At 67.0% G+C, this 23909-nt stretch carries 22 protein-coding genes; 6 read left to right on the top strand and 16 right to left on the bottom strand.

Annotated elements, in window-relative coordinates; translation table 11 throughout:
• Positions 1-97 precede the first annotated feature (97 nt).
• Both rpsD and N5I32_RS12835 read right to left on the bottom strand, forming a co-directional pair.
• Entirely contained in the window at positions 98-718 is a 621-nt protein-coding gene (rpsD, locus tag N5I32_RS12840; RefSeq protein WP_261496275.1) for a 30S ribosomal protein S4, read from the bottom strand.
• 197 nt (positions 719-915) lie between these two features.
• Positions 916-1326 (bottom strand): c-type cytochrome, encoded by a 411-nt coding sequence (locus N5I32_RS12835; protein ID WP_261496274.1) that lies wholly within the window; start codon positions 1324-1326, stop codon positions 916-918.
• Between the two features lie 127 nt (positions 1327-1453).
• Here N5I32_RS12835 and N5I32_RS12830 point away from each other — a divergent pair, with 127 nt between their 5' ends.
• Entirely contained in the window at positions 1454-1900 is a 447-nt protein-coding gene (locus N5I32_RS12830) for a DMT family transporter (RefSeq protein WP_261496273.1), read from the top strand.
• Here the strand turns inward: N5I32_RS12830 and N5I32_RS12825 are convergent.
• The 5 genes from N5I32_RS12825 to proS all read right to left on the bottom strand — a co-directional run bounded on the left by N5I32_RS12825 (position 1897) and on the right by proS (position 6387).
• Complete coding sequence (locus tag N5I32_RS12825; protein ID WP_261496272.1) at positions 1897-2301, bottom strand: c-type cytochrome; 405 nt, start codon at positions 2299-2301, stop codon at positions 1897-1899. The genes N5I32_RS12830 and N5I32_RS12825 overlap by 4 nt on opposite strands.
• A 64-nt stretch (positions 2302-2365) precedes the next feature.
• Entirely contained in the window at positions 2366-3043 is a 678-nt protein-coding gene (locus N5I32_RS12820; RefSeq protein WP_261496271.1) for an ABC transporter ATP-binding protein, read from the bottom strand.
• Positions 3036-4322: an ABC transporter permease gene (locus tag N5I32_RS12815; protein ID WP_261496270.1), complete on the bottom strand. Its 1287-nt coding sequence runs from the start codon at positions 4320-4322 to the stop codon at positions 3036-3038. The genes N5I32_RS12820 and N5I32_RS12815 overlap by 8 nt, the downstream gene beginning before the upstream one ends.
• A gap of 120 nt (positions 4323-4442) precedes the next feature.
• Positions 4443-4946 carry a DUF2937 family protein gene (locus tag N5I32_RS12810; protein WP_261496269.1) on the bottom strand — a complete coding sequence of 168 codons (504 nt, stop codon included), beginning with the start codon at positions 4944-4946 and terminating at the stop codon, positions 4443-4445.
• Between the two features lie 103 nt (positions 4947-5049).
• Complete coding sequence (proS, locus tag N5I32_RS12805) at positions 5050-6387, bottom strand: proline--tRNA ligase (RefSeq protein WP_261496268.1); 1338 nt, start codon at positions 6385-6387, stop codon at positions 5050-5052.
• A 256-nt stretch (positions 6388-6643) separates the two neighbouring features.
• On the opposite strand from proS, the gene N5I32_RS12800 reads away from it, so the two are divergent.
• Genes N5I32_RS12800 through N5I32_RS12785 form a run of 4 tightly spaced genes read left to right on the top strand, consistent with a single transcriptional unit; the run spans position 6644 to position 12197 of the window.
• On the top strand, positions 6644-7711 hold the full coding sequence (locus N5I32_RS12800; protein ID WP_261496267.1) for an AI-2E family transporter: 1068 nt from the start codon (positions 6644-6646) through the stop codon (positions 7709-7711).
• 1 nt (position 7712) lies between these two features.
• On the top strand, positions 7713-8399 hold the full coding sequence (locus N5I32_RS12795; RefSeq protein ID WP_261496266.1) for a P-loop NTPase family protein: 687 nt from the start codon (positions 7713-7715) through the stop codon (positions 8397-8399).
• 42 nt (positions 8400-8441) lie between these two features.
• A complete protein-coding gene (locus N5I32_RS12790; protein WP_261496265.1) occupies positions 8442-10607 on the top strand; it encodes an RNA degradosome polyphosphate kinase in 2166 nt (721 codons plus the stop codon).
• A 9-nt stretch (positions 10608-10616) separates the two neighbouring features.
• The gene (locus tag N5I32_RS12785; RefSeq protein ID WP_261496264.1) at positions 10617-12197 is read left to right on the top strand and encodes a Ppx/GppA family phosphatase; all 1581 of its coding nucleotides are present in this window, start codon (positions 10617-10619) and stop codon (positions 12195-12197) included.
• A 48-nt stretch (positions 12198-12245) separates the two neighbouring features.
• Here the strand turns inward: N5I32_RS12785 and N5I32_RS12780 are convergent, their stop codons facing one another.
• The 5 genes from N5I32_RS12780 to N5I32_RS12760 all read right to left on the bottom strand — a co-directional run bounded on the left by N5I32_RS12780 (position 12246) and on the right by N5I32_RS12760 (position 15522).
• Positions 12246-12590, bottom strand: a complete 345-nt coding sequence (locus N5I32_RS12780) for an AAA+ family ATPase (protein WP_261496263.1) — start codon at positions 12588-12590, stop codon at positions 12246-12248.
• 80 nt (positions 12591-12670) lie between these two features.
• Positions 12671-13702, bottom strand: a complete 1032-nt coding sequence (locus N5I32_RS12775) for an endonuclease/exonuclease/phosphatase family protein (protein WP_261496262.1) — start codon at positions 13700-13702, stop codon at positions 12671-12673.
• 3 nt (positions 13703-13705) lie between these two features.
• Positions 13706-14389: a molecular chaperone DjiA gene (locus N5I32_RS12770; RefSeq protein ID WP_261496261.1), complete on the bottom strand. Its 684-nt coding sequence runs from the start codon at positions 14387-14389 to the stop codon at positions 13706-13708.
• A 39-nt stretch (positions 14390-14428) separates the two neighbouring features.
• Positions 14429-14917: a GNAT family N-acetyltransferase gene (locus N5I32_RS12765; protein WP_261496260.1), complete on the bottom strand. Its 489-nt coding sequence runs from the start codon at positions 14915-14917 to the stop codon at positions 14429-14431.
• Positions 14914-15522: a VOC family protein gene (locus tag N5I32_RS12760; RefSeq protein ID WP_261496259.1), complete on the bottom strand. Its 609-nt coding sequence runs from the start codon at positions 15520-15522 to the stop codon at positions 14914-14916. The genes N5I32_RS12765 and N5I32_RS12760 overlap by 4 nt, the downstream gene beginning before the upstream one ends.
• A gap of 194 nt (positions 15523-15716) precedes the next feature.
• On the opposite strand from N5I32_RS12760, the gene nhaA reads away from it, so the two are divergent.
• A complete protein-coding gene (nhaA, locus tag N5I32_RS12755) occupies positions 15717-16901 on the top strand; it encodes a Na+/H+ antiporter NhaA (protein ID WP_261496258.1) in 1185 nt (394 codons plus the stop codon).
• Positions 16902-16940: 39 nt separating this feature from the next.
• On the opposite strand, the gene N5I32_RS12750 is transcribed toward nhaA, so the two are convergent.
• The 4 genes from N5I32_RS12750 to N5I32_RS12735 form a co-directional block, all read right to left on the bottom strand.
• A complete protein-coding gene (locus tag N5I32_RS12750; RefSeq protein ID WP_261496257.1) occupies positions 16941-17987 on the bottom strand; it encodes a cytochrome-c peroxidase in 1047 nt (348 codons plus the stop codon).
• Positions 17988-18078: 91 nt separating this feature from the next.
• Positions 18079-20223, bottom strand: a complete 2145-nt coding sequence (gene scpA / locus N5I32_RS12745; RefSeq protein ID WP_261496256.1) for a methylmalonyl-CoA mutase — start codon at positions 20221-20223, stop codon at positions 18079-18081.
• A gap of 65 nt (positions 20224-20288) precedes the next feature.
• A complete protein-coding gene (locus tag N5I32_RS12740) occupies positions 20289-21815 on the bottom strand; it encodes a DUF8728 domain-containing protein (RefSeq protein ID WP_261496255.1) in 1527 nt (508 codons plus the stop codon).
• The gene (locus N5I32_RS12735) at positions 21812-23812 is read right to left on the bottom strand and encodes an acetyl-CoA carboxylase biotin carboxylase subunit (protein WP_261496254.1); all 2001 of its coding nucleotides are present in this window, start codon (positions 23810-23812) and stop codon (positions 21812-21814) included. Before N5I32_RS12735 ends, N5I32_RS12740 begins: the two co-directional genes overlap by 4 nt.
• Positions 23813-23909: the final 97 nt, after the last annotated feature.

The raw sequence follows: 23909 nt of genomic DNA, 5'->3' as shown, positions 1-23909 counted from the left end.
TGGTGGATTCGCGCCACAGCGGCAGGGTGCGCACCGCCCCCCAAACAACGAAAAAGGCCGCCCCGAAGGGCGGCCCATTCCGGCAATCCGGCGAAGATCAGTTCTTCGCGTAGTATTCGACGACGAGGTGCGGTTCCATCTGCACGGCATAGGGAACGTCGCCCAGCGCCGGGGTGCGCACGAAGGTCGCGGTCATCTTGTGGTGATCGGCCTCGATGTAGTCGGGCACGTCACGCTCGGCCAGGCCCACCGCCTCGAGCACGATGGCAAGCTGGCGGGACTTGTCGCGGACGGCGACCACGTCGCCCTCTTTCACGCGGTAGGAGCCGATGTTGACGCGCTTGCCGTTCACCGTGACATGGCCGTGGTTCACGAACTGGCGGGCGGCGAAGATCGTCGGCACGAACTTGGCGCGGTAGACGACCGCATCCAGACGGCGCTCCAGGAGACCGATCAGGTTCTCGCCGGTATCGCCCTTCACGCGCTCGGCTTCGCCGTAGATCTTGCGGAACTGCTTTTCGGTCAGGTCGCCGTAGTAGCCCTTGAGCTTTTGCTTGGCGCGCAGCTGGGTGCCGAAGTCCGAAAGCTTGGTCTTGCGGCGCTGGCCGTGCTGGCCCGGACCGTAGTCGCGCTTGTTGACCGGGGATTTGGAACGGCCCCAGATGTTCTCGCCCATCCGGCGGTCGATCTTGTACTTGGCAGAGGTGCGCTTGGTCACCGCTGATCTCCTTCGTTTGCAGGCGCCACCCGGGGGCGGCCATGAAGGGCGTTGTCCTTTCCCCGGTTGCGCGGGGCGACAGGCTTCCCCTTGCGGGGTCCACCAACACCAAATGAATGGCCCGGGCACAGCGTCCCGGGACGGGCGGCTTATACAGCCCGCCACCGGGGAGTCAAGGGCACAAGCCTGCCGGATTTCTAGTTCTGGAGGGTCGCGAGATAATCCGCGAGTGCCACGAGGTTGACGGGCGTGGGCGTCATGATCCCGTCGCCGGTATCGACGAGGACAAGCGGCCCTTGCTGCAGCGCCACCCCGAGTTCGGGCATGACCGACGACCGGTCGCCACGCCGGGTATATCCGTCGATGGTGGACATGACCCGCGCCATGGGGAACACGCCACCGTTGCGCGCGGCGATTCCGGTCAGGTCCGCGGGCGCTTTCCCCAGGCCCTCTGCCGCCGGGCCGTCGCCCTTGCCGCCGGGCCCGTGGCAGGAGGCGCAGTAATCGAGATAGAGCGCCCGCCCCGAAACCTGCTGTTCGGGCGCACAGGCGGCAAGCGCCAGCATCGCGACCCCCAGGAACGCACCGGCATGGAATGCATGGTTCATGACTCTCCTCCACTCGCCCCGGGGCACGCGGCAGCGCCCGCATGCTTCCGGGAATAGGGCTTGAATCGGGTCGTGACAAGGCCGCGGGGGGCGCCTAGGCTCCGCCGCGCCGAAACGGAGGAAGATCATGGCGGACACATTGCGCTACGCGCTCATCATGCTGGCCGCGGGGATCGGCATACCGATCCTGGCCGCGCTGAACGCCCAGCTCGGCGCGCGCATCGGATCGCCCGCCGCTGCGGCCTCGGTGCTGTTCGTCGTCGCCTGCGCGGTCTCGGTTCTGGTCGCCTGGGCAACGGGCGGCCTGGACAGGCTGGCCCTCATCCCCGCCCAGCCGCGGCACCTGCTGCTGGCGGGCTTCTTCGTCGCCTTCTACGTCCTCTCGATCACCTGGGTGGCACCCCGGTTCGGCGTCGGCAACGCGATCTTCTTCGTGCTCCTGGGCCAGATGATCTCGGCCACGGCGATCGACCAGTTCGGGCTTTTCGGCGCCGCGATCAGGCCGTTCGGCCTGATGCGCGCCTCGGGACTGGGGCTGATGGCGATCGGCGTATTCCTGGTCCAGAAGGCCTAGCGCTGGATCGACATGAGGTAGTCCACCACCTCCAGCACCCTGTTCGAGGTGATCACCGGCGTGCCGTCCGGCCCGTCCGCCGCCACGGTGTCGCCGGTGAAGACGGCCCCGAAGATGGGCATCGGCCCGCCGTGCCCGCGAAGCCCGGTGCGGCCGTCGACCATGTGCACGATCCGGAGCCAGGGGAAGCTGCCACCCTCCCTTTCCGCGATCCCGGTCAGGTCGGGCACCGGCACGGTCAGAAGCTCGGCCATCGGCCCGTCGCCGTGCCCGTCCGCGCCGTGGCACCCGGCACAGGCGCCGACGAAAATCTCGCGCCCCTCGACGTTTTCCTGCGCGGCAGCGGGCAGGGTCGAGACAATGGCGAGGATGAAGGCGAGGGTAAAGGCGGTGGGGCGCATCGGCAGTCTCCATCAGGGTCGCGCGCAGATTGCCCGCGCGGCAGCGGCAGCGCCTTGATCCGGATCAGATGATCCGGCCCGCATCCAGCCGCACCACCCTGTCCATGCGCCGCGCAAGGTCCAGGTTGTGCGTCGCGATCAGCGCGGAAAGCCCGGTATCCCGGACCAGCTTCAGGAGGGTCGCGAAGACCCGGTCGGACGTCTCGGGGTCCAGGTTGCCCGTCGGCTCATCCGCGAGCAGGAGCTTCGGCCGGTTCGCCAGCGCGCGGCAGAAGGCCACCCGCTGCTGTTCGCCACCTGAAAGCGCCGCCGGGCGGTGGCCGGCGCGCGGCGCCACCCCGACAAGGTCGAGAAGCGCCATCGCCTTCGCCTCCGCCTCGCGCCGCGCGGTGCCGTTGGCAAGCTGTGGCAGGATGACGTTTTCGGCGGCCGTGAATTCCGGCAACAGGTGATGGAACTGGTAGACGAACCCCACCTCGCGCCGCCGCGCCTCGGTGCGGGCGCGATCCGACAGGCCGGTCATGGCGCGCCCGGCGATGGCGACAGTTCCGGCATCGGCGGTGTCGAGCAGTCCGGCAATGTGCAAGAGCGTCGACTTTCCGGCGCCCGACGGTGCGACCAGCGCCACGACCTCCCCCTTCGCCACCCGCAGGTCGAGCCCCCGCAACACGCCCACTTCGGACGGCAGGCCGCGGTTGTAGGTCTTTTCGATCCCGCTCAGGTCCAGCACCGCATCACTCATAGCGCAGCGCCTCGACCGGGTTCATCCGCGCCGCGCGGCGGGCGGGAAAGATGGTGACGACGAAGGAAAGCCCGATCGAGAGCGCGACGGCGCGGAACACGTCCCACCCCCGCAGTTCCGCCGGCAGACGGTAGATGCCGCGGATCGACGGGTCCCAGGCGCCGCCGCCGGTCAGCCAGTTCACCGCCGACATGATCCCGTCGACGTTCCAGGCGATGAGGCTGCCCAGGATCACGCCCGCGATGGTGCCGACAACGCCGGTAAACGCACCGCAGAGGAAGAAGACCCGCAGGATCGACCCCTCGGTCAGGCCCATCGTGCGCAGGATGCCGATGTCGCGGCCCTTGTTCTTGACCAGCATGACAAGGCCCGAGGTGATGTTCATCGTGGCGATGAGCACGATCAGCGACAGGATGACGAACATCACGTCGTCCTCGATCGACAGCGCGGCGAGGAAGGCCGATGAACGGTCCTTCCACGTCCAGACGTATCGCCCCTCTCCCGCGGCCTGAAGCAGCGCGGGCGCCAGCGCGTCGATCGCCTCGGGGTCGTCGACGAAAATTTCGATCTGGTCGGCCACGCCCTCGCGGTTGAAGAAGCTCTGCGCCTCGGCGAAGGGCATGTAGATGCGCGTGCTGTCCACGTCCGCACGACCAACCGAGAAGATGTAGGTCACCTCGTAGACATTGACCCGCGGCGAGGTGCCGAAGGCGGTCTTCACCCCGTTCGGCTGGAGCAGCTTCACCTTGTCGCCGGGCACGAGGCCAAGCGCCCGCGCGATCCCCGAGCCGACCGCGATCCCCTCGCCGAACCGCCCGATATCGCCCAGCGCCTCGGGCGCGCCGCGGAACGTCGGCAAGTCCGCCAGAACCTCGGGCGCCACGCCCATCACCTCGCCCACCGTCGCGCGGTCGCCGAAACTGGCCATCGAGAACCCGGAGATGCGCGGATTGGCGCGGGTGACGCCAGGTATCGCCACGATCCGCGCCGTCACTTCCGCGTAGTCGGGGATCGAGATGTTGATTATGCCGCCATCGGAGGCCTGCGGATAGGCGCCGATCTCGGCATGCGAATTGGCGCCGAGGATGGTCTGGACATACTCGGTCCGGAAGCCCGAGCGCACCGCCAGCGTCGCCACCAGCGCCATCACGCCCAGCGCGATGCCGACAAGGCTGATCCAGGTCATCACGCTGACGCCGCCTTCGGCCCGCCTTGCGCGCAGGTAGCGCCAGGCGATCATGAACTCGAAGGGCGCGAAGGGGCGGGTGGCCTGTGCCATGGGGGCTCCGGGTGCGAAAGCGGGGGGTGCGAAAGCGGGCGCAAGGTGGCGGCGCGCGGGGGAAAGGTCAAGCCGTCGCGCCGGCCGCAGGATGCGCCAGGCACGCTTTTCCGCCGAGGGTCAGGTGCGCGCCCGGCCCTTCTCCCGGCGCCGGAACGGAGAGACGAGGATCGAGGCCAGGATCGACATCGCGGCCCAGCCGCCAAGATAGCCCATCGCGCCCGTGGCGATGCCCGCCGTCGTCGCCGGAACCGCGGGCTGGAAGTCGGCCCAGGTCGCACTGAAGGTCTCCGCATCGAGGAAGCGGTGCGGCAGCAGCGTACGCTCGACCGGCCCGGCCGCGCGCAGAAGCGCCAGATCGGCGCTCAGCCGGTCCAGTTCAGACAGCGTGTCGCGCATGTCGGCCTGATGCAGCCCGGCAAAGGCGTTGCCCGACAACGACGCCAGCGCGGCTTCCCGGCTCAGCCCCGCGGCCTCCGCCGAGGCGTCGAATTCGGCGGCGACGCGGCTCAGCGCATCGACCTTGCCGCCAAGCCGCTGAAGGTACTGCTGCGAAAACTCCGGCGCCTGCGACAGCGCAAGCGCCCCGGCCAGTCCGCCCGCAAGGCTCATGAGTCTCAGCATCCGGTGCCTCCCCTCCCCCGTCGCAAGGGAAGTCTAGCGCAAATCCCGCGCCGGGTGCGAGCCCTCGTGACACGCCCCGGCAGCCCCCCGCCCGCGCGCGGGCTCAGACGCCTTCGTAGATCGCCGCCACCCGCGCCACCGCAGCCTCCGGGCTCATCTCCTCGCTCTCGCCGGTGCGGCGCGAGGTCAGTTCCACCACGCCGTTCGCAAGCCCGCGCGGGCCGACGGTGATGCGCCAGGGCAGGCCGATCAGGTCCATTGTGGCGAATTTCGCCCCCGCCCGCTCGTCGCGGTCGTCGTAAAGCGCCTCGAGCCCTTTGGCCCTCAACGCCTTGTAAAGCCCCTCGCAGGCCGCGTCCGCCGCTCCGTCGCCCTGCTTGAGGTTGACGATCCCCACCGGGAAGGGCGTGACTCCCTCGGGCCAGATGATGCCCCTGTCGTCGTGCGAGGCCTCGATGATCGCGCCCAGCAGCCGGCTCACGCCGATCCCGTGCGATCCGCCGTGGATCGGCACCCGCTCGCCCTTCTCGTTCACCACGGTCGCGCCCATCGGCTCGGAATACTTCGTTCCAAAGTAGAAGATCTGGCCAACCTCGATCCCTCGGCCAACCTTGCGGTGCGCCTCGGGCACCGTCTCGAACATCACCGGGTCGTGTGTCTCGTCGGTGCGGGCATAAAGTTCGGTGAACTCCTCGCAGACCTTGGCCACCTGACCCCGGTCGTCATAGTCGATGTCGCGCTTGCCAAGCTTCAATGCCGTCACCCGGTCGTCATAGAAGACCTCGGATTCGCCGGTGTTCGCCAGCACCAGGAATTCGTGGGTGTTGTCGCCGCCGATGGGGCCCGAAGCCGCGCGCATCGGAATCGCGGTCAGGCCCATGCGCTCATAGGTGCGCAGGTAGCTGACCATGTGGCGGTTGTAGGCGTGCAGAGCCGCGTCCTTGTCGATGTCGAAGTTGTAGCCGTCCTTCATCAGGAACTCGCGCCCCCGCATCACGCCGAATCGCGGGCGCACCTCGTCGCGGAACTTCCACTGGATGTGATATAGCGTCAGCGGCAGATCCTTGTAGGACGACACGTGGCTGCGGAAGATGTCGGTAATCATCTCCTCGTTCGTCGGACCGTAGAGCATGTCGCGCCCGTGCCGGTCCCGGATGCGCAGCATCTCCTCCCCGTAGTCGCCATAGCGCCCGGACTCGCGCCAGAGGTCGGCGGGCTGCAGCGTCGGCATCAGGAGCGGAATGTGGCCCGCGCGCACCTGTTCCTGGTGCACGATCTCCTCGATCCGGCGCAGCACGCGGAATCCCATCGGCAGCCAGGAATAGATGCCCGCCGCCTGCTGCTTGATCATGCCCGCGCGCAGCATGTAGCGGTGGCTGACGATCTGCGCCTCGGCGGGGTTTTCCTTGAGGACGGGAAGGAAATAGCGGGAAAGGCGCATGAAGGGCTCGCATCCTGTGGCTTCGACTGGCCAAGGGATTATGCCAAACCCGTCAGGCAGGCAAGGCGGCCCAACCGCCCAGGGGCGTGAACCTTCCCTTCATTCTGGCTGAAATACTCCCGCCGGAGGCGCCGGAGCGGTCCGCGCGGCGGCGCGGATCGCGACAGGATGGCGTGGCGCCGCAAGGCGCCGCCGCTGAAGTCGCGGCTTGCAGGCCACGCGCGCATGCGCCATGACAGGCACGAAGGAGACAGCCATGGCCCTGCCCGTCCGCCAACAGGCGAAATACTGGGGAATAGCACTTGCCGTCATCTTCGCGGCGCTCTGGTTTCTCGGCGACGTGATCCTGCCGTTCCTCGTCGGCGGGGCGCTGGCCTATTTCCTCGACCCCGTCGCCGACCGGCTCGAACGGGCGGGGCTGTCCCGCACGGCCGCGACGTCGGCCATTTCCATCGTGGCGCTGGTTGCCTTCGCGCTGCTCGCGCTCCTGATCGTGCCGATGCTGGTTCGCCAGCTTGCGCAACTGGTGAACGCCGCGCCCACGATCTTCGGCGAGCTTCAGGGCTTCCTGTCGACGAACTTCCCGCAACTGCTCGACAACCAGAGCGTTCTCTACGAAACCCTGCAATCGATCGGCCAGACCATCAAGTCGCAGGGCGGCAGGCTTGCCTCCGGCCTGCTGAGTTCGGCGCTTTCGGTCATCAACGCCATCGTCTTCATCATCGTCGTTCCGGTCGTGGCCTTCTACCTGCTGCTGGACTGGGACCGTATGATCGCGACCGTCGACGGCTGGCTGCCGCGCGACCATGCCGAAGTGGTGCGCTCGCTTGCCCGTGACATCGACCGGGTGCTCGCGGGCTTCGTGCGCGGGCAGGTGTCGGTCTGCCTGATCCTCGGCACCTTCTATTCCATCGCGCTGATGGTTGCGGGGCTCGACTTCGGGCTGATCGTCGGATCGATTGCCGGCCTCATCACCTTCATCCCCTATGTCGGGGCCCTGGTGGGGGGCGCGCTGGCGATCGGACTTGCCTTCTTCCAGTTCTGGGGCGAGTGGGGCCATATCGGCGCCGTTGCCGCGATCTTCGCCGCGGGCCAGTTCCTGGAGGGCAACGTCCTTACCCCCCGGCTCGTCGGGCAGTCGGTCGGCCTGCACCCGGTCTGGCTCCTCTTCGCGCTCTCGGCCTTTGGCACCGTCTTCGGTTTTGTCGGCATGCTGGTGGCGGTTCCCGTCGCGGCCTCGATCGGCGTCCTCGCCCGGTTCGGCATCTCGCAGTATCTCGACAGCCGCCTTTACCGCGGCCTGACGGGCGGGGACGAGCCCTGACATGGCACGTCAGCTGATCCTCGACCTGCCGGTGCGTCCCGCGCTGGGGCGCGACGATTTCTTTGTCTCGCCGGCCAATGCGCTCGCGCTCTCGGTCATCGACGCCCCGCGGGACTGGCCGCAGGGCAAGCTTCTGCTGGTGGGGCCGGAGGGGGCGGGCAAGACGCATCTGACGCAGGTCTTCGCGCACGATCACGGGGCGGCGGTCGTGCCCGCCGCTGCACTGGACCCGGCGCGTGTCGCGGAACTGGCCGAGGCGGGAACCGTCGCGGTCGAGGACGCGGACCGCATCGCCGGCGATGCAGCCGCGGAAACGGCGCTCTTCCACCTGCACAACCTTGTCCTGTCCGAGGGCGGGCGGCTGCTTCTGACCGCGCGTACGGCGCCGCAGCGCTGGCCCCTGTCCCTGCCCGACCTTGCAAGCCGGATGCAGGCGACCCAGATCGCCCTGCTTGATCCGCCCGACGACGCGCTGCTGGCCGCGGTCCTGGTCAAGCAGTTCGCCGACCGCCAGCTGCTTGTCCCCGCAACGCTCGTGCCCTGGCTGGTCGCGCGCATGGAACGTTCGCTGGCAGCGGCGCGCGATCTTGTCGCCGCGCTCGATGCGCAGGCGCTCGCACAGGGGCGCCCGATCGGCCAGAAGCTGGCGGCCGAGGTTCTGGACAGGCTGCGCCCGAGCGGTCAATGATACCGTCACCGTTCCGTTACAAAGGCCGCGCATAAGCCCGCCATGACGCAAGCCGATTTCCTTAAAGCGCCCCACCCCCGCCCGATCACGCTGCCCGAGGCCGCAACCGCCGGCCCCGGCCGCTTCTTCAACCGGGAACTCAGCTGGCTAGCGTTCAACTGGCGCGTCCTCGACGAGGCGCGCAACCCGCGCGTGCCGCTGCTCGAGCGGCTCAGGTTCCTGTCGATCTCGGCCACAAACCTCGATGAATTCTACACCGTTCGCGTTGCAGGCTTGCGCGAATTGCGCCGGGCGGGCAATGCGACGCCAGCCGCCGACGGGCTGACCCCGGCCGAACAGCTTGTCCTCATCAACGAGGACGCGCGGCGGCTGATGACCGCGCAGCAATCGGTCTGGAACAAGCTGAAGCGCGAGATGGAGGCGGCGGGCATCGCTTTGATGACGCGTTCCAAGCTGGGCCGGAAGGACGAGAAGTTCCTTGAGGACTATTTCCTCAATCAGGTCTTCCCGGTTCTCTCGCCGCTGGCCATCGACCCCGCGCATCCGTTCCCCTTCATCCCGAACACCGGCTTCTGCCTTGCGCTGCAACTGGAGCGCGCCGCCGACAAGCGCACCTTGCAGGCCCTGCTGCCGATCCCCCAGCAGATCGCGCGGTTCGTCGCCCTGCCGGGGCGCACGCGCTTCCTGCCGATGGAGGAACTGCTTCTCCTCCATCTCGGCTCGCTCTTCCCCGGATACCGCGACACCGGCCATTGCACCTTCCGCGTGCTGCGCGACAGCGACATCGAGGTCGAGGACGAGGCTGAGGATCTGGTGCGGGAGTTCGAGACTGCGCTGAAGCGCCGACGCCGGGGCCAGGTGATCCGCATGAAGATCACCGCCGGCGCGCCCGAGGCGCTGCGCGCCCTCATCATGGACGAGCTTGGCGTGGCGCCGGACGAGGTGGTGGAGGTCAAGGGCATGGTCGGCATGGCCGATCTGAAGGAACTGGTTCTGGACAACCGCCGCGACCTCCTGTGGCCCGCGTTCACGCCACGCATCCCCGAGAGGGTGCAGGACCACGACGGCGACATGTTCGCGGCAATCCGCAAGAAGGACATGCTGCTGCATCACCCCTACGAGACCTTCGACATGGTGATCCGCTTTATCGAGCAGGCGGCGCGCGATCCGAACGTCCTGGCGATCAAGCAGACGCTCTACCGCACCTCGCACGACAGCCCCATCGTCGGCGCGCTGTGTGAGGCGGCCGAAGCGGGCAAGTCGGTCACCGCCCTTGTCGAACTGAAGGCGCGCTTCGACGAGGCCGCGAACATCCGCCAGTCGCGCCGGCTGGAGCGCGCGGGGGCGCATGTCGTCTACGGCTTCGTCAACTACAAGACGCACGCGAAGATTTCGACCGTGGTGCGGCGCGAGGGCGATCACCTGGTGACCTATACCCATTACGGCACCGGCAACTATCACCCGATCACGGCGCGCATCTACACCGACCTGAGCCTGTTCACCTGCGACCCGGCCCTGGGCCGCGATGCGACCAAGGTCTTCAACTACCTGTCGGGCTACGTGCAACCGGAAGGGCTCGAAAACCTCGCGATCTCCCCCATCAGCCTGAAAAGCCGGCTTCTGGAACTGATCGAGGCCGAGGCCGAACACGCCCGCGCCGGGCGGCCTGCGCAGATCTGGGTGAAGCTCAATTCGCTGATCGAGCCGAACGTGATCGACGCGCTTTACGCCGCAAGCCAGGCCGGGGTGAAGATCGACCTTGTCGTGCGCGGCATCTGCGGGCTCAGACCCGGCATCAAGGGGCTGAGCGAGAACATCCGCGTCAAGTCGATCGTCGGGCGATTCCTGGAACACAGCCGCATCGTCTGCTTCGGCGCGGGCCACGGGCTGCCCTCGAAGAAGGCGCGGGTCTTCATCTCCTCGGCCGACTGGATGGGACGTAACCTGACGCGCCGGGTCGAGACGCTGGTGGAGATCAGGAACGACACGGTAAAGGCGCAGATCGTGAGCCAGATCATGGCCGCGAACCTGGCGGACGAGGCGCAAAGCTGGGTTCTGCGCCCGGATGGCCGGTATGAACGCGATCTGCCCGAGGGGCGGGACGACCTGTTCAACTGCCACCGTTTCTTCATGGAGAACCCGTCTCTGTCCGGTAGAGGGTCGGCCGGGGCAAAGGATGTGCCGAAGCTCGCACACGCAATGGACTGAGGGACGAGGATGCCGAAGAACAGCGACGAAAAGCGCGGCAAGGGCAAGAAGAAGGCTGCCGAGGGCGAAGACGATCTGGCGCTGTTTGGCCGGCCCTTGTTCGATGACCCGTCTTCGCGCGCGCTGGAGCGCGTGGGGGTGGTAGACGTCGGCTCGAACTCAGTCCGCCTTGTCGTGTTTGACGGTGCCGCCCGCAGTCCCGCCTACTTCTATAACGAAAAGGTGCTGGCGGGACTTGGCCAGGGCCTGGCGAAGACCGGCCGCCTGAACCCCGAGGGTCGCGCGCGCGCACTGGCCGCGCTGAAGCGTTTCGCGGCGCTTGCCAAGGGGATGCGCCTGCCCTCGATGACCTGCGTCGCCACGGCCGCCGTCCGCGAGGCGGAAGACGGGGCGGAGTTCCAGGCCGAGGTGGAGCGCGCGACCGGCCTGAAGCTCTGGGTCATCGACGGGCAGGAGGAGGCGCGACTTTCCGCGCAGGGCGTGCTTCTGGGCTGGCCCGAGGCGGAGGGGCTGGTCTGCGACATCGGCGGAAACTCGATGGAACTGGCGGAGGTGAGCAAGGGCAAGGTCGGCCGTCGCGTCACCTCTCCGCTCGGGCCGTTCCGGCTCCAGCAGGTGAAGGGTGGGAAGAAGGGCGTGGCCGAGTTCATCCGCGCCGAGGTCGAGAAACTGGCCGAAGCGCTGGGAACCGGCCACGACCGCATCTATCTGGTGGGCGGATCCTGGCGGGCGTTCGCCCGGCTCGACATGGAGCGTCGGAACTATCCGATGACGGTCCTTCACGAATACCGCATGGGTCCGCAGTCGGTGCTTCAGACCGTGCACTGGATCGCCGAGAACGATCTTGACGCGCTAAGGTCGAAAACCGGGACATCTGCCGCGCGGATGGAACTTGTGCCGCTGGCAAGCCAGGTGCTGCGCCAGCTTGTGCTGACCTTCCATCCGAAGGAAATCGACGTGTCGTCCTACGGCATCCGCGAGGGGCTTCTTTACGAGCAGATGCCCGAGCGCCTGCGGGTGCGCGACCCGCTGATCGAGGCGTGCCGGCACGCGGAACGCACCTCGGCCCGGATGCCCGGCTTCGGCAAGAAGCTCTACAACTTCCTTCTGCCGCTTTATGGCACTGCCTCGGCTGACAAGCGCAGGATCGTTCGCGCCGCCTGCCTTCTGCACGACACGACCTGGCGGGCGCATCCCGACTATCGCGCCGAGGTCTGCTTCGACAACGCGACGCGCGCAAACCTCGGCGGCCTCAGCCACGCCGAGCGGGTCTTTCTTGGCCTCGCCCTGTTGCACCGCTACAAGAACTCGCGCGCCGGTTCGCGGCTGGAGCCGTTGTTCGGCCTTCTGACGGATCGCCAGATCAAGGAGGCCGAGGTGCTGGGCAAGGCGATGCGGTTCGGCGCGATGTTCGCGATCCGCTCGCCCGAGGAAGCCGGCACGCTGCTCTGGAGGCCGAAGAAGAAGATCCTCGAACTCGCCCTGAACCCCGATGCCGAGGCGCTGTTCGGAGAGGTGGCGGAGGCCCGGTTCAGATCCTTGGCCGAAGCGCTTGGTGCCCAGGCCGTGGTTTCGATCGCCGCGGGCTGAGCCCCGCGTTCGGGCAGAAACGCGGCCGCCGGGGCATATCGGAAGGCGTCAGATCTCCACCTCGCCGTTCGGGCCGAATTCGATCGGCGCCTCGGGCGGCTTGCGGCGCAGGATGATGTCGCCGTTCGGCAGCCGTTCTGGCGCCTCGTAGTTGCGCAGGTCGCCGATCATGTCGAACAGCTCGGTCAGGTGCGGCTCGATCTCGCTCATCGCGCCTTCCAGCCCGTCGCGCATCTCGTCCAGCTTCGGGCCAAGGTCATCGAGCATGGAGCGCATGATGATGCGCGCGCCTTCCTCAAGCAGGCTGAACCCCTCGCCGACATCGCCATCCTCCGTCTCCGCCACGGCCGGAAACGCCAGGAAGATCGCCAAAAGGACGGCAGCCTGTCTCATTGCCCCAATATAGGGCAAAGCCCGGCAAAATCACAGGGGCGTGTATTGGGGCGCGTAGTGGAGCGCAATGCGGGGCGCGTTCACAGCGGCAGATCGACGGTGACCGGGAAGTGGTCCGAGGCGGCCAGGAGCGCCTCGCGCAGTTCCGGAACGCAATAACACCGGGTGTCATCGAAAGGATGCCAGATGCGCCAGGTCGGAGACAGGGTGCGCAGGTCGGGCGAGACCATCACGTAGTCGAGTAGCGCCGAGAAATAGGCGCCCTGGTCATCCAGGTAGAAGCGCGCGGTCGACGGCATCGCGGCCAGCTTCTTGCCGAAGGCAACCCGCGCATGGGGATCGTAAAGCCGCTTCTCACGCGGCTCGTCCCAGCCCAGCACAATCTCCACCCCCGACCGACCGAACAGGTTCTCGTATTCGTCAAGGCCCGGGCCGTCGTTGAAATCGCCCAGGACGATCAGGCTTTCGCCCGCCTGCAGATGTTCCAGCACACGCTCACGCAGCCAGATGCACTGGGCAAGCTGCTTGCGGCGGTTCTCGATCGCAAGGCGCCGGACCTGCGCCTCGGTCGAGGCGCCATGCGGCGCCTTGGATTTCACATGCACGCCGATCATGCGAAAGGACTTGCCGGCGACGCTGGTCGCGGCGATCTCGAGCGGTGGCTTGGAGAAGCGCACGAGGTCCAGCGTGGCGTCGATGTTCAGGTCGATCCTGTAGCTCGAATCGAAACGCGGGCTAGCCATCCCCTCGATCGGCTGCTCCGGCATGCCGATCGGGTCATGCTCGACCGTCAGCTTGTCCGGATCGTAGAGAAGCGCGATTTCCTGCTGCGTCTCGTTCTCGTAACCAAGGAGCGCCTTGCGCGTCCTGAGTTCGTAGCGCGCGGCGAAGGCTTCAAGCATCTGCACCGTCTTGCGGTGGCGATTGTTGTCGGGCGCCTCGATGATCATCACGGCGTCCGCATCCATCGCGGTAAAGACGATGCCCAGCGAATCGAGCTGGTCGGCGCGCGTCACGTTGTAGCGCGACGACCATTCGCCATCCGCCAGAAGCGCCCCGTGCTTGTCGAAGAGATTGGTGAACCATTCGACGTTGTAGGTCGCGATCCGCATGGCTCAGGCAGCCTTCTTGCCGCTGATCTCTTCCCAGGCGCGGTTGACGGCGACAAGGCGTGCCTGTGCGATCTGGATCGCCTCTTCCGGCAGGCCGCGCGCGACAAGGCGGTCCGGGTGGTTCTCGCGCACCGCCCGCCGCCAGGCCGCCCGCACCTCCTCCGCCGGGGCGCCGTGGGGCACACCCAGAACGTCGTAGGGGTCGGCCTCGGCGTCGGGAACGAAGCGCCCCATCAGCGCGCGGAAGCATCTCTCGCCAACGCCGAAGATCGCGGCAACCTCGCGCAGGAAGGCATCCTCGTGCGGGTGGTACTCGCCGTCCGCCACCGCGATGTGGAAGAGCCCCTCCATCAGGTCCACCAGGACCTCGTCGCCAGGGCCGAACATGGCAGCGATCTTGCGGGCGTAAAGCTCGAAACCGGCGACGTCGGTGCGCGCAAGGTTGAAGACGCGCGCGGCGTTCGCCTCGTCCCCCGGCGCGATGGTGAAGACCTCGCGGAAGGCCATGACCTCGTTGCGCGTCACCTGCCCGTCCGCTTTCGCCATCTTGGCGCCAAGGGCGATGACCGCGATGGTGAAGGCCACCGAACGCTCCGGCGGGGTCTTCAGCCGCTCGAAGACGGTCGCCAGCCCCTCGCCCTTGTTCAGGGCGGCGAGCGCTTCGGAAATGCGGGTCCAGATCGACATGGCATCACCTTAGCCGCAGCGCGGCGAAATGTCAGTGCGTCAAAGCCGCTTCATCATCAGGACAAGGTCAAGCCAGCGATCGAACTTGCGCCCGACCTCGGGGATGCGGACGATGGTCGCGAAACCCAGACGATCGTGAAAATCCACGCCCGCCGGGTTTTCGCCGGAGACCCCGGCAAACAGCGTGTGCGCGCCCCCCGCGCGGGCGTGATCCTCGATCGCCCGCATCAGGCTACGCCCGATCCCCCGCCCGCGCGCGCGGGGCGCGAGCATGATCGAATGCTCCATCGCATGGGCATAGCCGTTGCCGCCCCGGAACTGCGCGTAGGTGGCGAATCCGGCGAAATCTCCGTCCGCCTCCGCCACCAGAAACTCCCGCCCTGCCGCGCGACGCTCCGCGATCATCGCGGCAAGACCGGCGGCCGTCTTCTCCTCGCTCGTGAAGGTGACGGTCGTGTCGCGGATAAACCCGTTCCAGAGCGCAAGGATCGGGTCGAGATCGGCATCGCCGGCCGGCCGTACGGTCATTCCAGGCACCTCTTCCCGTGCGGCGTCGCAAAGGTCGCGCGCATCGCGGGGGACCCGGCGACGATGACAACGCGAGGATCGTAAAGCGGCAGGGCGTCGCGAAGCGCGTCGGCGTTCGGGTGCGCCACCTCGAGCCGTTCCAGCCGGATACCCACGTCCGCCAGCCGGTCCTGCGGCTTTAGCCCGCCCTGCCATTCGATCAGCGCGGGATGGGCGTCATCGAAGGGCAGGCGGCCATCGGCGGGTATGCCCATGCGCCAGCGGAAATCACCGCGCGCCAGCGCGGTGGCCACGCCCGCGCCTTCCGGAGCCGCGGCCAGGGCCGCGTCGAGGTCGCCGGTCCTGACAATCCAGTTCGTCAGCCGCGGCCTGCCTTCGAATTCGTCAAGCCGGAACCAGCGCGGCCAGGCAGGCCGGGGGGCCGAAGGATCGACCGCGATCGCCTCCAGGTAGATGTCCGGCCCCAGTCCCAGAAGGCGATTGTGCGTGCCCATGTGATCATGCCGACCGCCCGGGCCAAGCGCGCAGCCCAGCGCAGACTCGACATGCCGGGCAGCCTCCTCCAGCGTCGCACCTGCGACCGCGATATGGTCAAGCTCCAGCATACCTTCCTCCGTCTGGCGACGGAGCATCCACACCCGCAAGGATCTTCGCAAGACCCGCCAAGCCGTCGGTTCGGAAAGGACGCTCCGTTTGCCGGAAATGCGCTCAGAAAACGACCCGGCCGGCGATCCGGCGTGTTGAAACACCGCCACTTTGCCCCATTTCAGACCGAACACGAAAAAGGACAGGAAGATTCATGCCTCTGGTCAATGCCCTGCACCGATTCTATCGCCACGACGCAGCACCCGGCGTGCTTCTGATGGCGTCGGCGATTCTGGCGCTTTACGCGGCCAACTCGGCCTTCAGCGCCGGCTATTACGCGGGACTGGAAAGGACATTCTCGATCCTTCTCGACGGCCAGGGCCTGTCCAAGCCGCTGATCCTGTGGATCAACGACGGCCTGATGGCGATCTTCTTCTTCCTCATCGGTCTGGAACTGAAGCGCGAGATGGTCGAGGGCAAGCTGAAGAACCCCCGCGACGTGATGTTGCCCGGGGCCGCTGCGGTCGGCGGGATGGTCGTGCCCGCACTCATCTACCTGGCCTTCAACGCCACCGATCCCCTGACGGCGGGCGGATGGGCCATTCCCGCCGCGACGGACATCGCCTTCGCGGTGGGCGTGCTGGCGCTTGTCGGCAAGCGCGCGCCGGTCAGTCTCAAGATCTTCCTGCTGACGCTCGCCATCCTCGACGACCTTGGCGCGATCATCATCATCGCGCTCTTCTACACGCGCGAACTTCATGTGGACTATCTGGCCTGGGCGCTCGTGCCTCTGGCGCTGCTTTTCGCGCTGAACCGCGCGGGCGTGCACCGGATCGCCCCCTTCGTCCTGCTGGCGACGCTGCTCTGGGTGCTGGTGCTCAAGTCCGGGGTGCATGCGACGCTGGCAGGTGTGGTGGCCGCGTTCTTCATTCCGCTCAAGGACCGCTATGGCAAGTCGCCCCTGCACGCGCTCGAACATGCGCTGACGCCCTACGTCAACTTCCTGATCGTGCCGATCTTCGCCTTCGCCAACGCCGGCGTCCTGCTTCAGGGGCTCAGCCTGACCGACCTGTTCCAGCCCCTGCCGCTCGGCATCGCGGCCGGCCTCATCATCGGCAAGCAACTGGGCGTCTTCGGCATGACCTGGCTTCTGGTGCGGGCGAACTGGGCGCGCCTTCCCCATGGGGTAGGCTGGGCGCATGTCTACGGCCTGTCCTGCCTCGCCGGCATCGGATTTACCATGTCGCTATTCATCGGAGGCTTGAGCTTCGACGACATCACCCAGATGAACGCCGTCCGCATCGGCGTGTTGACCGCTTCTGCCATTTCCGCGGTTCTTGGCTATACGGTGCTGCGGATGGCGTCATCGGCACGGGCTGACGCCGCCGAGCCGGCATGAAGCGGGCGGCGGCCGTGCCAAGCCGGCCGCCGCACCATCCTATTTGCCCATGACCTCGGCGGTCGGCCTTGGCGTCGCTGATGTCTCGGCCGGGAGAACCGGCACCGCGACCGGCGGCAGGGTGCCGGTCAGGCTTTCCAGGAAGGCGACGATCTGCTGCGCTTCCCGCCCCTTCAGCTCCTCGCCCAGTTGCGACTCGGCCATGATCTCCACCGCGACCTTCAGATCCCAGACCTTGCCGGAGTGGAAGTAGGGCGCCGTCACCGCGATGTTGCGCAGGGGGGCGGCGCGGAAGAAGTATTCGTCGATCGCCGTCGAGGTGACGGCAAAGCGGCCCTTGTCGCCGGCCGGCAGAAGATCCGCACCGGGGTTTTCCACCAGTCCGAAGGGATAGTAGCCGTGCCCCCCGACATTGACGCCCTTGTGGCAGGACGCGCATCCCTTCTCGATGAACAGGGTCAATCCCGCCCTGGCATCGGCCGAAAGCGCCCCTTCGTCACCGTTCAGCCACGCGTCGAAGGGGGCGGGCGTGATCAGCGTCGCCTCGAAGGCTTCAAGCGCCCTTGCCATGTTGTCGAAGCTGACCGGGTCGGCGTCGTCGGGAAACGCCCCCCTGAACCATTCCACGTAGGCCGGCATGGAGCGCAGGGTCGTGACGACATTTTCGGGCGTGTTGGCCATCTGCCCGCCCGCCTGCACGGGCGTCTTGGCCTGTGCCTTCAGATCCTCGGCCCGGCCGTCCCAGAACTGCGCCTCGTTCAGGACCGAGTTCAGGACCGTCGGCGTGTTGCGCGGCCCCTTCTGCCAGCCGTGCCCGATCGAGGTCTCGATGTTGTCGTCACCGCCCGTCGCAAGATTGTGGCACGAACTGCACGAGAAGACGCCTGAGGCGGACAGCCGGGGATCGAAGAACAGCGCCTTGCCAAGGTCGATCTTGGCGCGGGTGATCGGGTTGTCCGCGACCGCGGGGGTCGTCGACGGCAGGGGCGCGAACAGGAACATGGCCGCGTCGCGCAGATCGTCGGCACGCGCAGCGGCGCCCGTCAAGGCGACTGTCAGGGCAAAACCCAACACTGTCCTTTGCATCGCGACCTCTCCCGAACGAATGCAGGCCCCCTGACTTATCCCCCCGCACCCCGGCGCGGCACCATGACACAGGTCAACATGGGCTCAGGCCTCATGCGCCGCCTTCCCGGACCCTGCCCGCGCGGATCAGCGTCAGGATGTCCTTGGCGGCGGCCGGGATGTTGGTGCCCGGTCCGAAGATCGCCTTCACCCCGGCGGCCTTCAGGAAATCGTAGTCCTGCTGCGGGATGACACCGCCGCAGATGACGATGATGTCGCCGGCCCCCTTGTCCTTCAGCGCCTGCACCAGTTGCGGCGCCAGCGTCTTGTGGCCCGCGGCCTGGCTGGAGATGCCCACGACATGCACATCGTTGTCGACGGCGTCCTGCGCCGCCTCCTCGGGTGTCTGGAACAAGGGCCCCACGTCGACGTCGAAACCGATGTCGGCGAAGGCCGTGGCGATCACCTTGGCGCCGCGGTCGTGGCCGTCCTGGCCCATCTTGACGACCAGCATGCGGGGCCGCCGGCCCTCTTCCCCGGCGAAGGCTTCCACGTCCTTCTGTATCTGGGCAAAACCCTCGTCGCCCTCATAGGCGGAGCCATAGACCCCGGCGAGCGTCTTCACTTCGGCCCGGTGACGGCCGAAGACCTTTTCCATCGCCATGCTGATCTCTCCTACTGTTGCCCGTGCCCGGGCGGCCTCCACGGCCGCCTCCAGAAGATTGCCGCCCTCCGCCGCACGGCGGCCAAGCTCGGCAAGGGCGGCCTTGCAGGCAGCGCCGTCGCGGCTGGCGCGAATGGCCGCCAGACGCGCGACCTGCGCCTCGCGCACCTTCATGTTGTCGACGTCGAGGATCTCGACATGATCCTCGCGCGTGGGGCGGTACTTGTTCACGCCGACGACGACCTCCTCGCCCCGGTCGATCATCGCCTGCCGGCGCGCGGCAGACTCCTCGATCCTCAGTTTCGGCATGCCCGAGGCGACGGCTTTGGTCATCCCGCCCATCACCTCGACTTCCTCGATCAGCGCCCAGGCCTTTTCGGCCAGTTCGGCGGTCAGACTTTCGACGTAGTAGGACCCGGCCAGCGGATCGACGACCTTGGTGATCCCGGTTTCCTCCTGCAGGATAAGCTGGGTGTTGCGCGCGATCCGTGCCGAAAACTCGGTCGGCAGCGCCATCGCCTCGTCGAGCGCGTTGGTGTGCAGCGACTGTGTGCCCCCCAGGACCGCGGCCAGCGCCTCATACGCGGTGCGGATGACGTTGTTGTAGGGGTCCTGTTCCTGCAGACTGACGCCCGAGGTCTGGCAATGCGTGCGCAGCATCAGCGACTCCGGCTTCTTCGGATCGAACTCGGCCATGATCCGGTGCCACAGGAGCCGCGCCGCGCGCAGCTTTGCCGCCTCCATGAAGAAGTTCATGCCGATGGCGAAGAAGAACGACAGCCGCCCGGCGAAGTCATCGACGTTCATGCCGCGCGCGATCGCCGCGCGGACATATTCGCGCCCGTCAGCGAGCGTATAGGCCAGCTCCTGCACCAGGTTCGCGCCGGCCTCCTGCATGTGATAGCCGGAGATCGAGATTGAGTTGAACTTCGGCATCTCGCGCGAGGTGTATTCGATGATGTCTGCGACGATCCGCATCGAGGGTTCGGGCGGATAGACATAGGTGTTGCGCACCATGAATTCCTTCAGGATATCGTTCTGGATCGTGCCCGACAGCAGCGACCGGCTGACCCCCTGTTCCTCGCCCGCGACGATGAAGCTTGCCAGCACCGGGATCACCGCGCCGTTCATGGTCATCGAGACCGAAACCTTGTCGAGCGGGATGCCGTCGAAGAGGATCTTCATGTCCTCGACGCTGTCGATGGCGACACCGGCCTTGCCGACATCGCCCACCACGCGGGGGTGGTCGCTGTCATAGCCGCGGTGCGTCGCCAGGTCGAAGGCGACCGAGACGCCCTGCTGCCCGGCGGCCAGGTTCTTGCGGTAGAAGGCGTTCGATTCCTCGGCGGTGGAAAAGCCCGCATACTGCCGGATCGTCCAGGGGCGGCCGGCATACATCGTCGCGCGCGGCCCGCGGGTGAAGGGGGCAAGCCCCGGAAGCGATCCCATGTGGCCCAACCCGGCGGTGTCGGCCTCGGTATAAAGCGGCTTGACCGCGAGCCCCTCGAGCGTGTTCCAGGTCAGGTCCTCGGGCGCCTTGCCCCTCAGCTCCCGCCCCGCCAGCGCGCGCCATTCGTTCAGTCTGTCGGTCATCTGGTCATTCCTTCGCATCGTCCGGGCCGTCCGGCCCATCTTCGTTTCAGCCCCGGGGGAAGGCGTCATCCGCCCACGTTCCGCACCAGGACGCCTTCGGGCATGCCGGCGCGAAAGCGTTCGATCGCCGCGCGCAGGTCCGGCGCAAAGCCGGGGTCGGTCGCGTAGACCGAAACCCGATAGCCGCCGATCTTCCCCCTGGGATTGGTCATTTCCACTTCGGCCACCCGGATCCAGTCGTGGCCGATCCCGTCATCGATCCAGTCGTCGTAGATCATCGCATAGCGAATGCCGTGCGCCCGGATCAGCCTTGCGGCCCATTCCGGCTCCGGCTGTCCGTCCTTTGCGCCCATCCGGGCACGGCGCGCCTCGGCCGAGGCCAGCCCCCACAGGTCAAGCACCTGGGCATCGCGCGCCCAGGCGACCCAGCCAATGTCATGGACGGCCACCGGCTCCCGCGGAAGTTCATCGACCAGGCGCGCCATCTGGGCCTGCTGGAGGTGGATCGCGCGCGGGTTCCAGGTGTAGCTCGCCACGGCGATGTAGGTGTAATAGACCGCCGCGCAGAGCGCCGCCGCCATCACCACGACGCGGCCGGCACGGCCGACATGCGGCATCGCCAGAACCAGAACCGCCCCAAGCATCACCATCAGGTAATGCTCATACCGCCCCAGCCATCCGACCGTGCCAAGGAACAGATGCGTTGCCACCGCGATCCAGACCGTTGCCATGATCGCCGGCAGCCGATCGTGCGCCCGAACCCATGGCATCACCTGGACCAGACCCGTCAGCAAGAAGGCAGAAAAGATCGCCGCCCCCCCCGTCTCAAGCGCATTCGCCATGAACCGTGTGGCTGGATTGAACCCGCCCCGCCGGCCACCGAATTTGGCCAGCACGGAACTTGGCACCGGGTCCAGCCCCTGCACCACCAGGAAGGCGGCAAACAGAACCTGCGGGATCACGACCCCCAGCGCGATGAGGATCCCGGCACGCCGCCGCCCGCCGAGAAAGACCACCGCCGCCGCCAGAAGCGAAAATGCCATGCCCTCGAACCGGAACATCGGGCCCAGAACGGCCCCGAGAACCAGCGCGGCGCCGATCTCTCCGGTCTGCAGGAAGCGCCAGAGGCCGATGAGCAGCACGAGTGTCGCCAGCGCGTGCAGGCTGTGCTCCATCCCCAGTGCGGCGACCCCGGGCATGTTGAGCGCGAAAGGCGCGATCAGGGCCAGGTAGAGCGCCCAACCGCGCGAAACACCGCTGCGCGCGATCAGCCCGCCGAAAAGACCCGCGAGCGCGAGCAATGCGGCGAAGTTCCATACAAGCGGCAGCATCCGCTGCACCGCGGTCCCGGGAAACGGCAGCAGCAGCAGGGGGTAAAGCACCGATGATGCGGCCGAGGCAGGCTCACCGGGGTTGATCCCGTAGGTCCCGCCCATGATGCCTTCAGCCATGGCGAGGTGGATATAGACATCGTCGAGCGGGTATTCGAAGACGCCCGCCCGAACGAAGGCCAGTACCTGCCACAGCAGGAAGCCACCCGCCGCTGACAGCGCGCAGATCGCGGGCAGCTTGCGGGCGGCGGCATCCATCATTCGAACTCCATGATCACGTCGTCGACCTTGAGGCTCGCGCCCGCGCTCGCGTTGATCTTCTTCACCACGCCCTTGCGTTCGGCGCGCAGGATGTTCTCCATCTTCATCGCCTCGACCGTGGCCAGCGCCTGGCCTTCCTGCACCTCCTGGCCTTCCTCGACGCTGATCTTCACGACAAGGCCGGGCATCGGGCAAAGCAGGAACCTCGACGTGTCGGGCGGCAGCTTTTCGGGCATCAGGCGGGCGAGTTCGGCCTGCCGCGGGGTGCGGACATAGACCTTCAGGTCCGCGCCGCGGGTGCGGATGCGCTGGCCCGCGGGGATCTTGTCGACCTTGAGCACGACCGGCTCGCCATCGACCTCCAGCCGCGCGAGCGACTGGCCCGGCGTCCAGTCCGAGGTGACGCGATGCGCCGCGCCATCGGCGAAATGCACCGTCGCGCCGTCCCGGTCCGCGGCCACCCTGACCGTGATCTCCTCGCCCTGGATCGCCACCACCCAGTCGTCGCCGACATGGCGTTCGTGGTTGCCAAGCCGCCCGCTGATCCGGGTGCGGCGGATCTCGGCCACCCGGTTCATCGCTGCGGCGCAGGCCGCGACCTTGCGCAGTCGCCCCTCGGAAAGCCGCACGCCGTTGAACCCCTCGGGGAATTCCTCGGCGATGAAAGCGGTGGTCATCGCCCCCTCGACGAAGCGCGGATGGTCCATCACGGCGGAGCAGAAGGGCAGGTTGTGGCCGATCCCCTCGACCTCGAAGGTGTCGAGCGCGTTGCGCATCCCCTCGATGGCCTCGCCCCGCGTCGGCGCCCAGGTGCAGAGCTTGGCGATCATCGGATCGTAGTACATGGAGATCTCGCCACCTTCGTAGACGCCGGTATCGTTTCGCACGACCCCGGTCGCGGTCGCCGCCTCGACCGGCGGGCGATAGCGGGTCAGCCGCCCGATCGAAGGCAGGAAGTTGCGGTAGGGGTCTTCGGCGTAAAGGCGGCTTTCGATGGCCCAGCCGTTGATCTTGAGGTCGCTCTGCGCAAACGGCAAGGGCTCGCCGCCCGCCACGCGGATCATCTGCTCCACCAGGTCCACGCCGGTGATGAGTTCGGTCACCGGGTGTTCGACCTGAAGGCGGGTGTTCATCTCTAGGAAGTAGAAGTTGCGGTTGCCGTCGACGATGAATTCCACCGTGCCGGCGCTGGTGTAGCCCACCGCCTTCGCCAGCGCGCAGGCCTGTTCGCCCATCGCTTTCCGCGTGGCCTCGTCCAGGAACGGCGAGGGCGCCTCCTCGATCACCTTCTGGTTCCGCCGCTGGATCGAGCATTCGCGTTCGTGCAGGTAGACGCAGTTGCCATGCTTGTCGGCCAGCACCTGAATCTCGATGTGGCGCGGCTGGGTGACGAATTTCTCGATGAAGATGCGGTCATCGCCAAAGCTGCTCGCGGCTTCGTTCTTCGACGACTGGAAGCCATCGCGCGCCTCCTCGTCGCTCCAGGCGATGCGCATGCCCTTGCCGCCGCCGCCCGCGCTCGCCTTGATCATCACCGGATAGCCGATCTGGCGGCTGATCTTCACCGCCTCGTCCGCGTCGGCGATCAGGCCCATGTAACCCGGAACGGTGGAGACGCCAGCCTCCATCGCGATCTTCTTGGAGGTGATCTTGTCGCCCATCGCCTCGATCGCCGGGGACGGCGGTCCGACGAAGACCACGCCCTCTTTCTCGAGCGCCTCGGCGAACTTCATGTTCTCCGACAGGAAGCCGTATCCGGGGTGAACCGCCTCGGCGCCGGTCTGGCGGATCGCGTCCATGATCTTGTCGATGACGATGTAGGACTGGTTCGCGGGCGGCGGGCCGATGTGAACCGCCTCGTCCGCCATCCTGACATGCAGCGCATTGCGGTCGGCGTCCGAGTAGACGGCGACCGTCTTGATGCCCATCTTGCGCGCGGTCTTGATGACGCGGCAGGCGATCTCGCCCCGGTTGGCAATCAGGATCTTCTTGAACATCAACGATTTCCTCCGTGATCCGCCGGTGAGGCGGCGCGTTTAAGTCTGCCGCGGCCCGCCGCGGCTTCACATTTCGTGCACATTTTCGTCATGAAAA

The organism is Albidovulum sediminis, assembly GCF_025380365.1.
GTDB classification, from domain to species: Bacteria; Pseudomonadota; Alphaproteobacteria; order Rhodobacterales; family Rhodobacteraceae; genus Albidovulum; species Albidovulum sediminis.
Note: the sequence above shows the minus strand (reverse complement) of the source record. Positions and strands in the feature narration are given on the sequence as shown.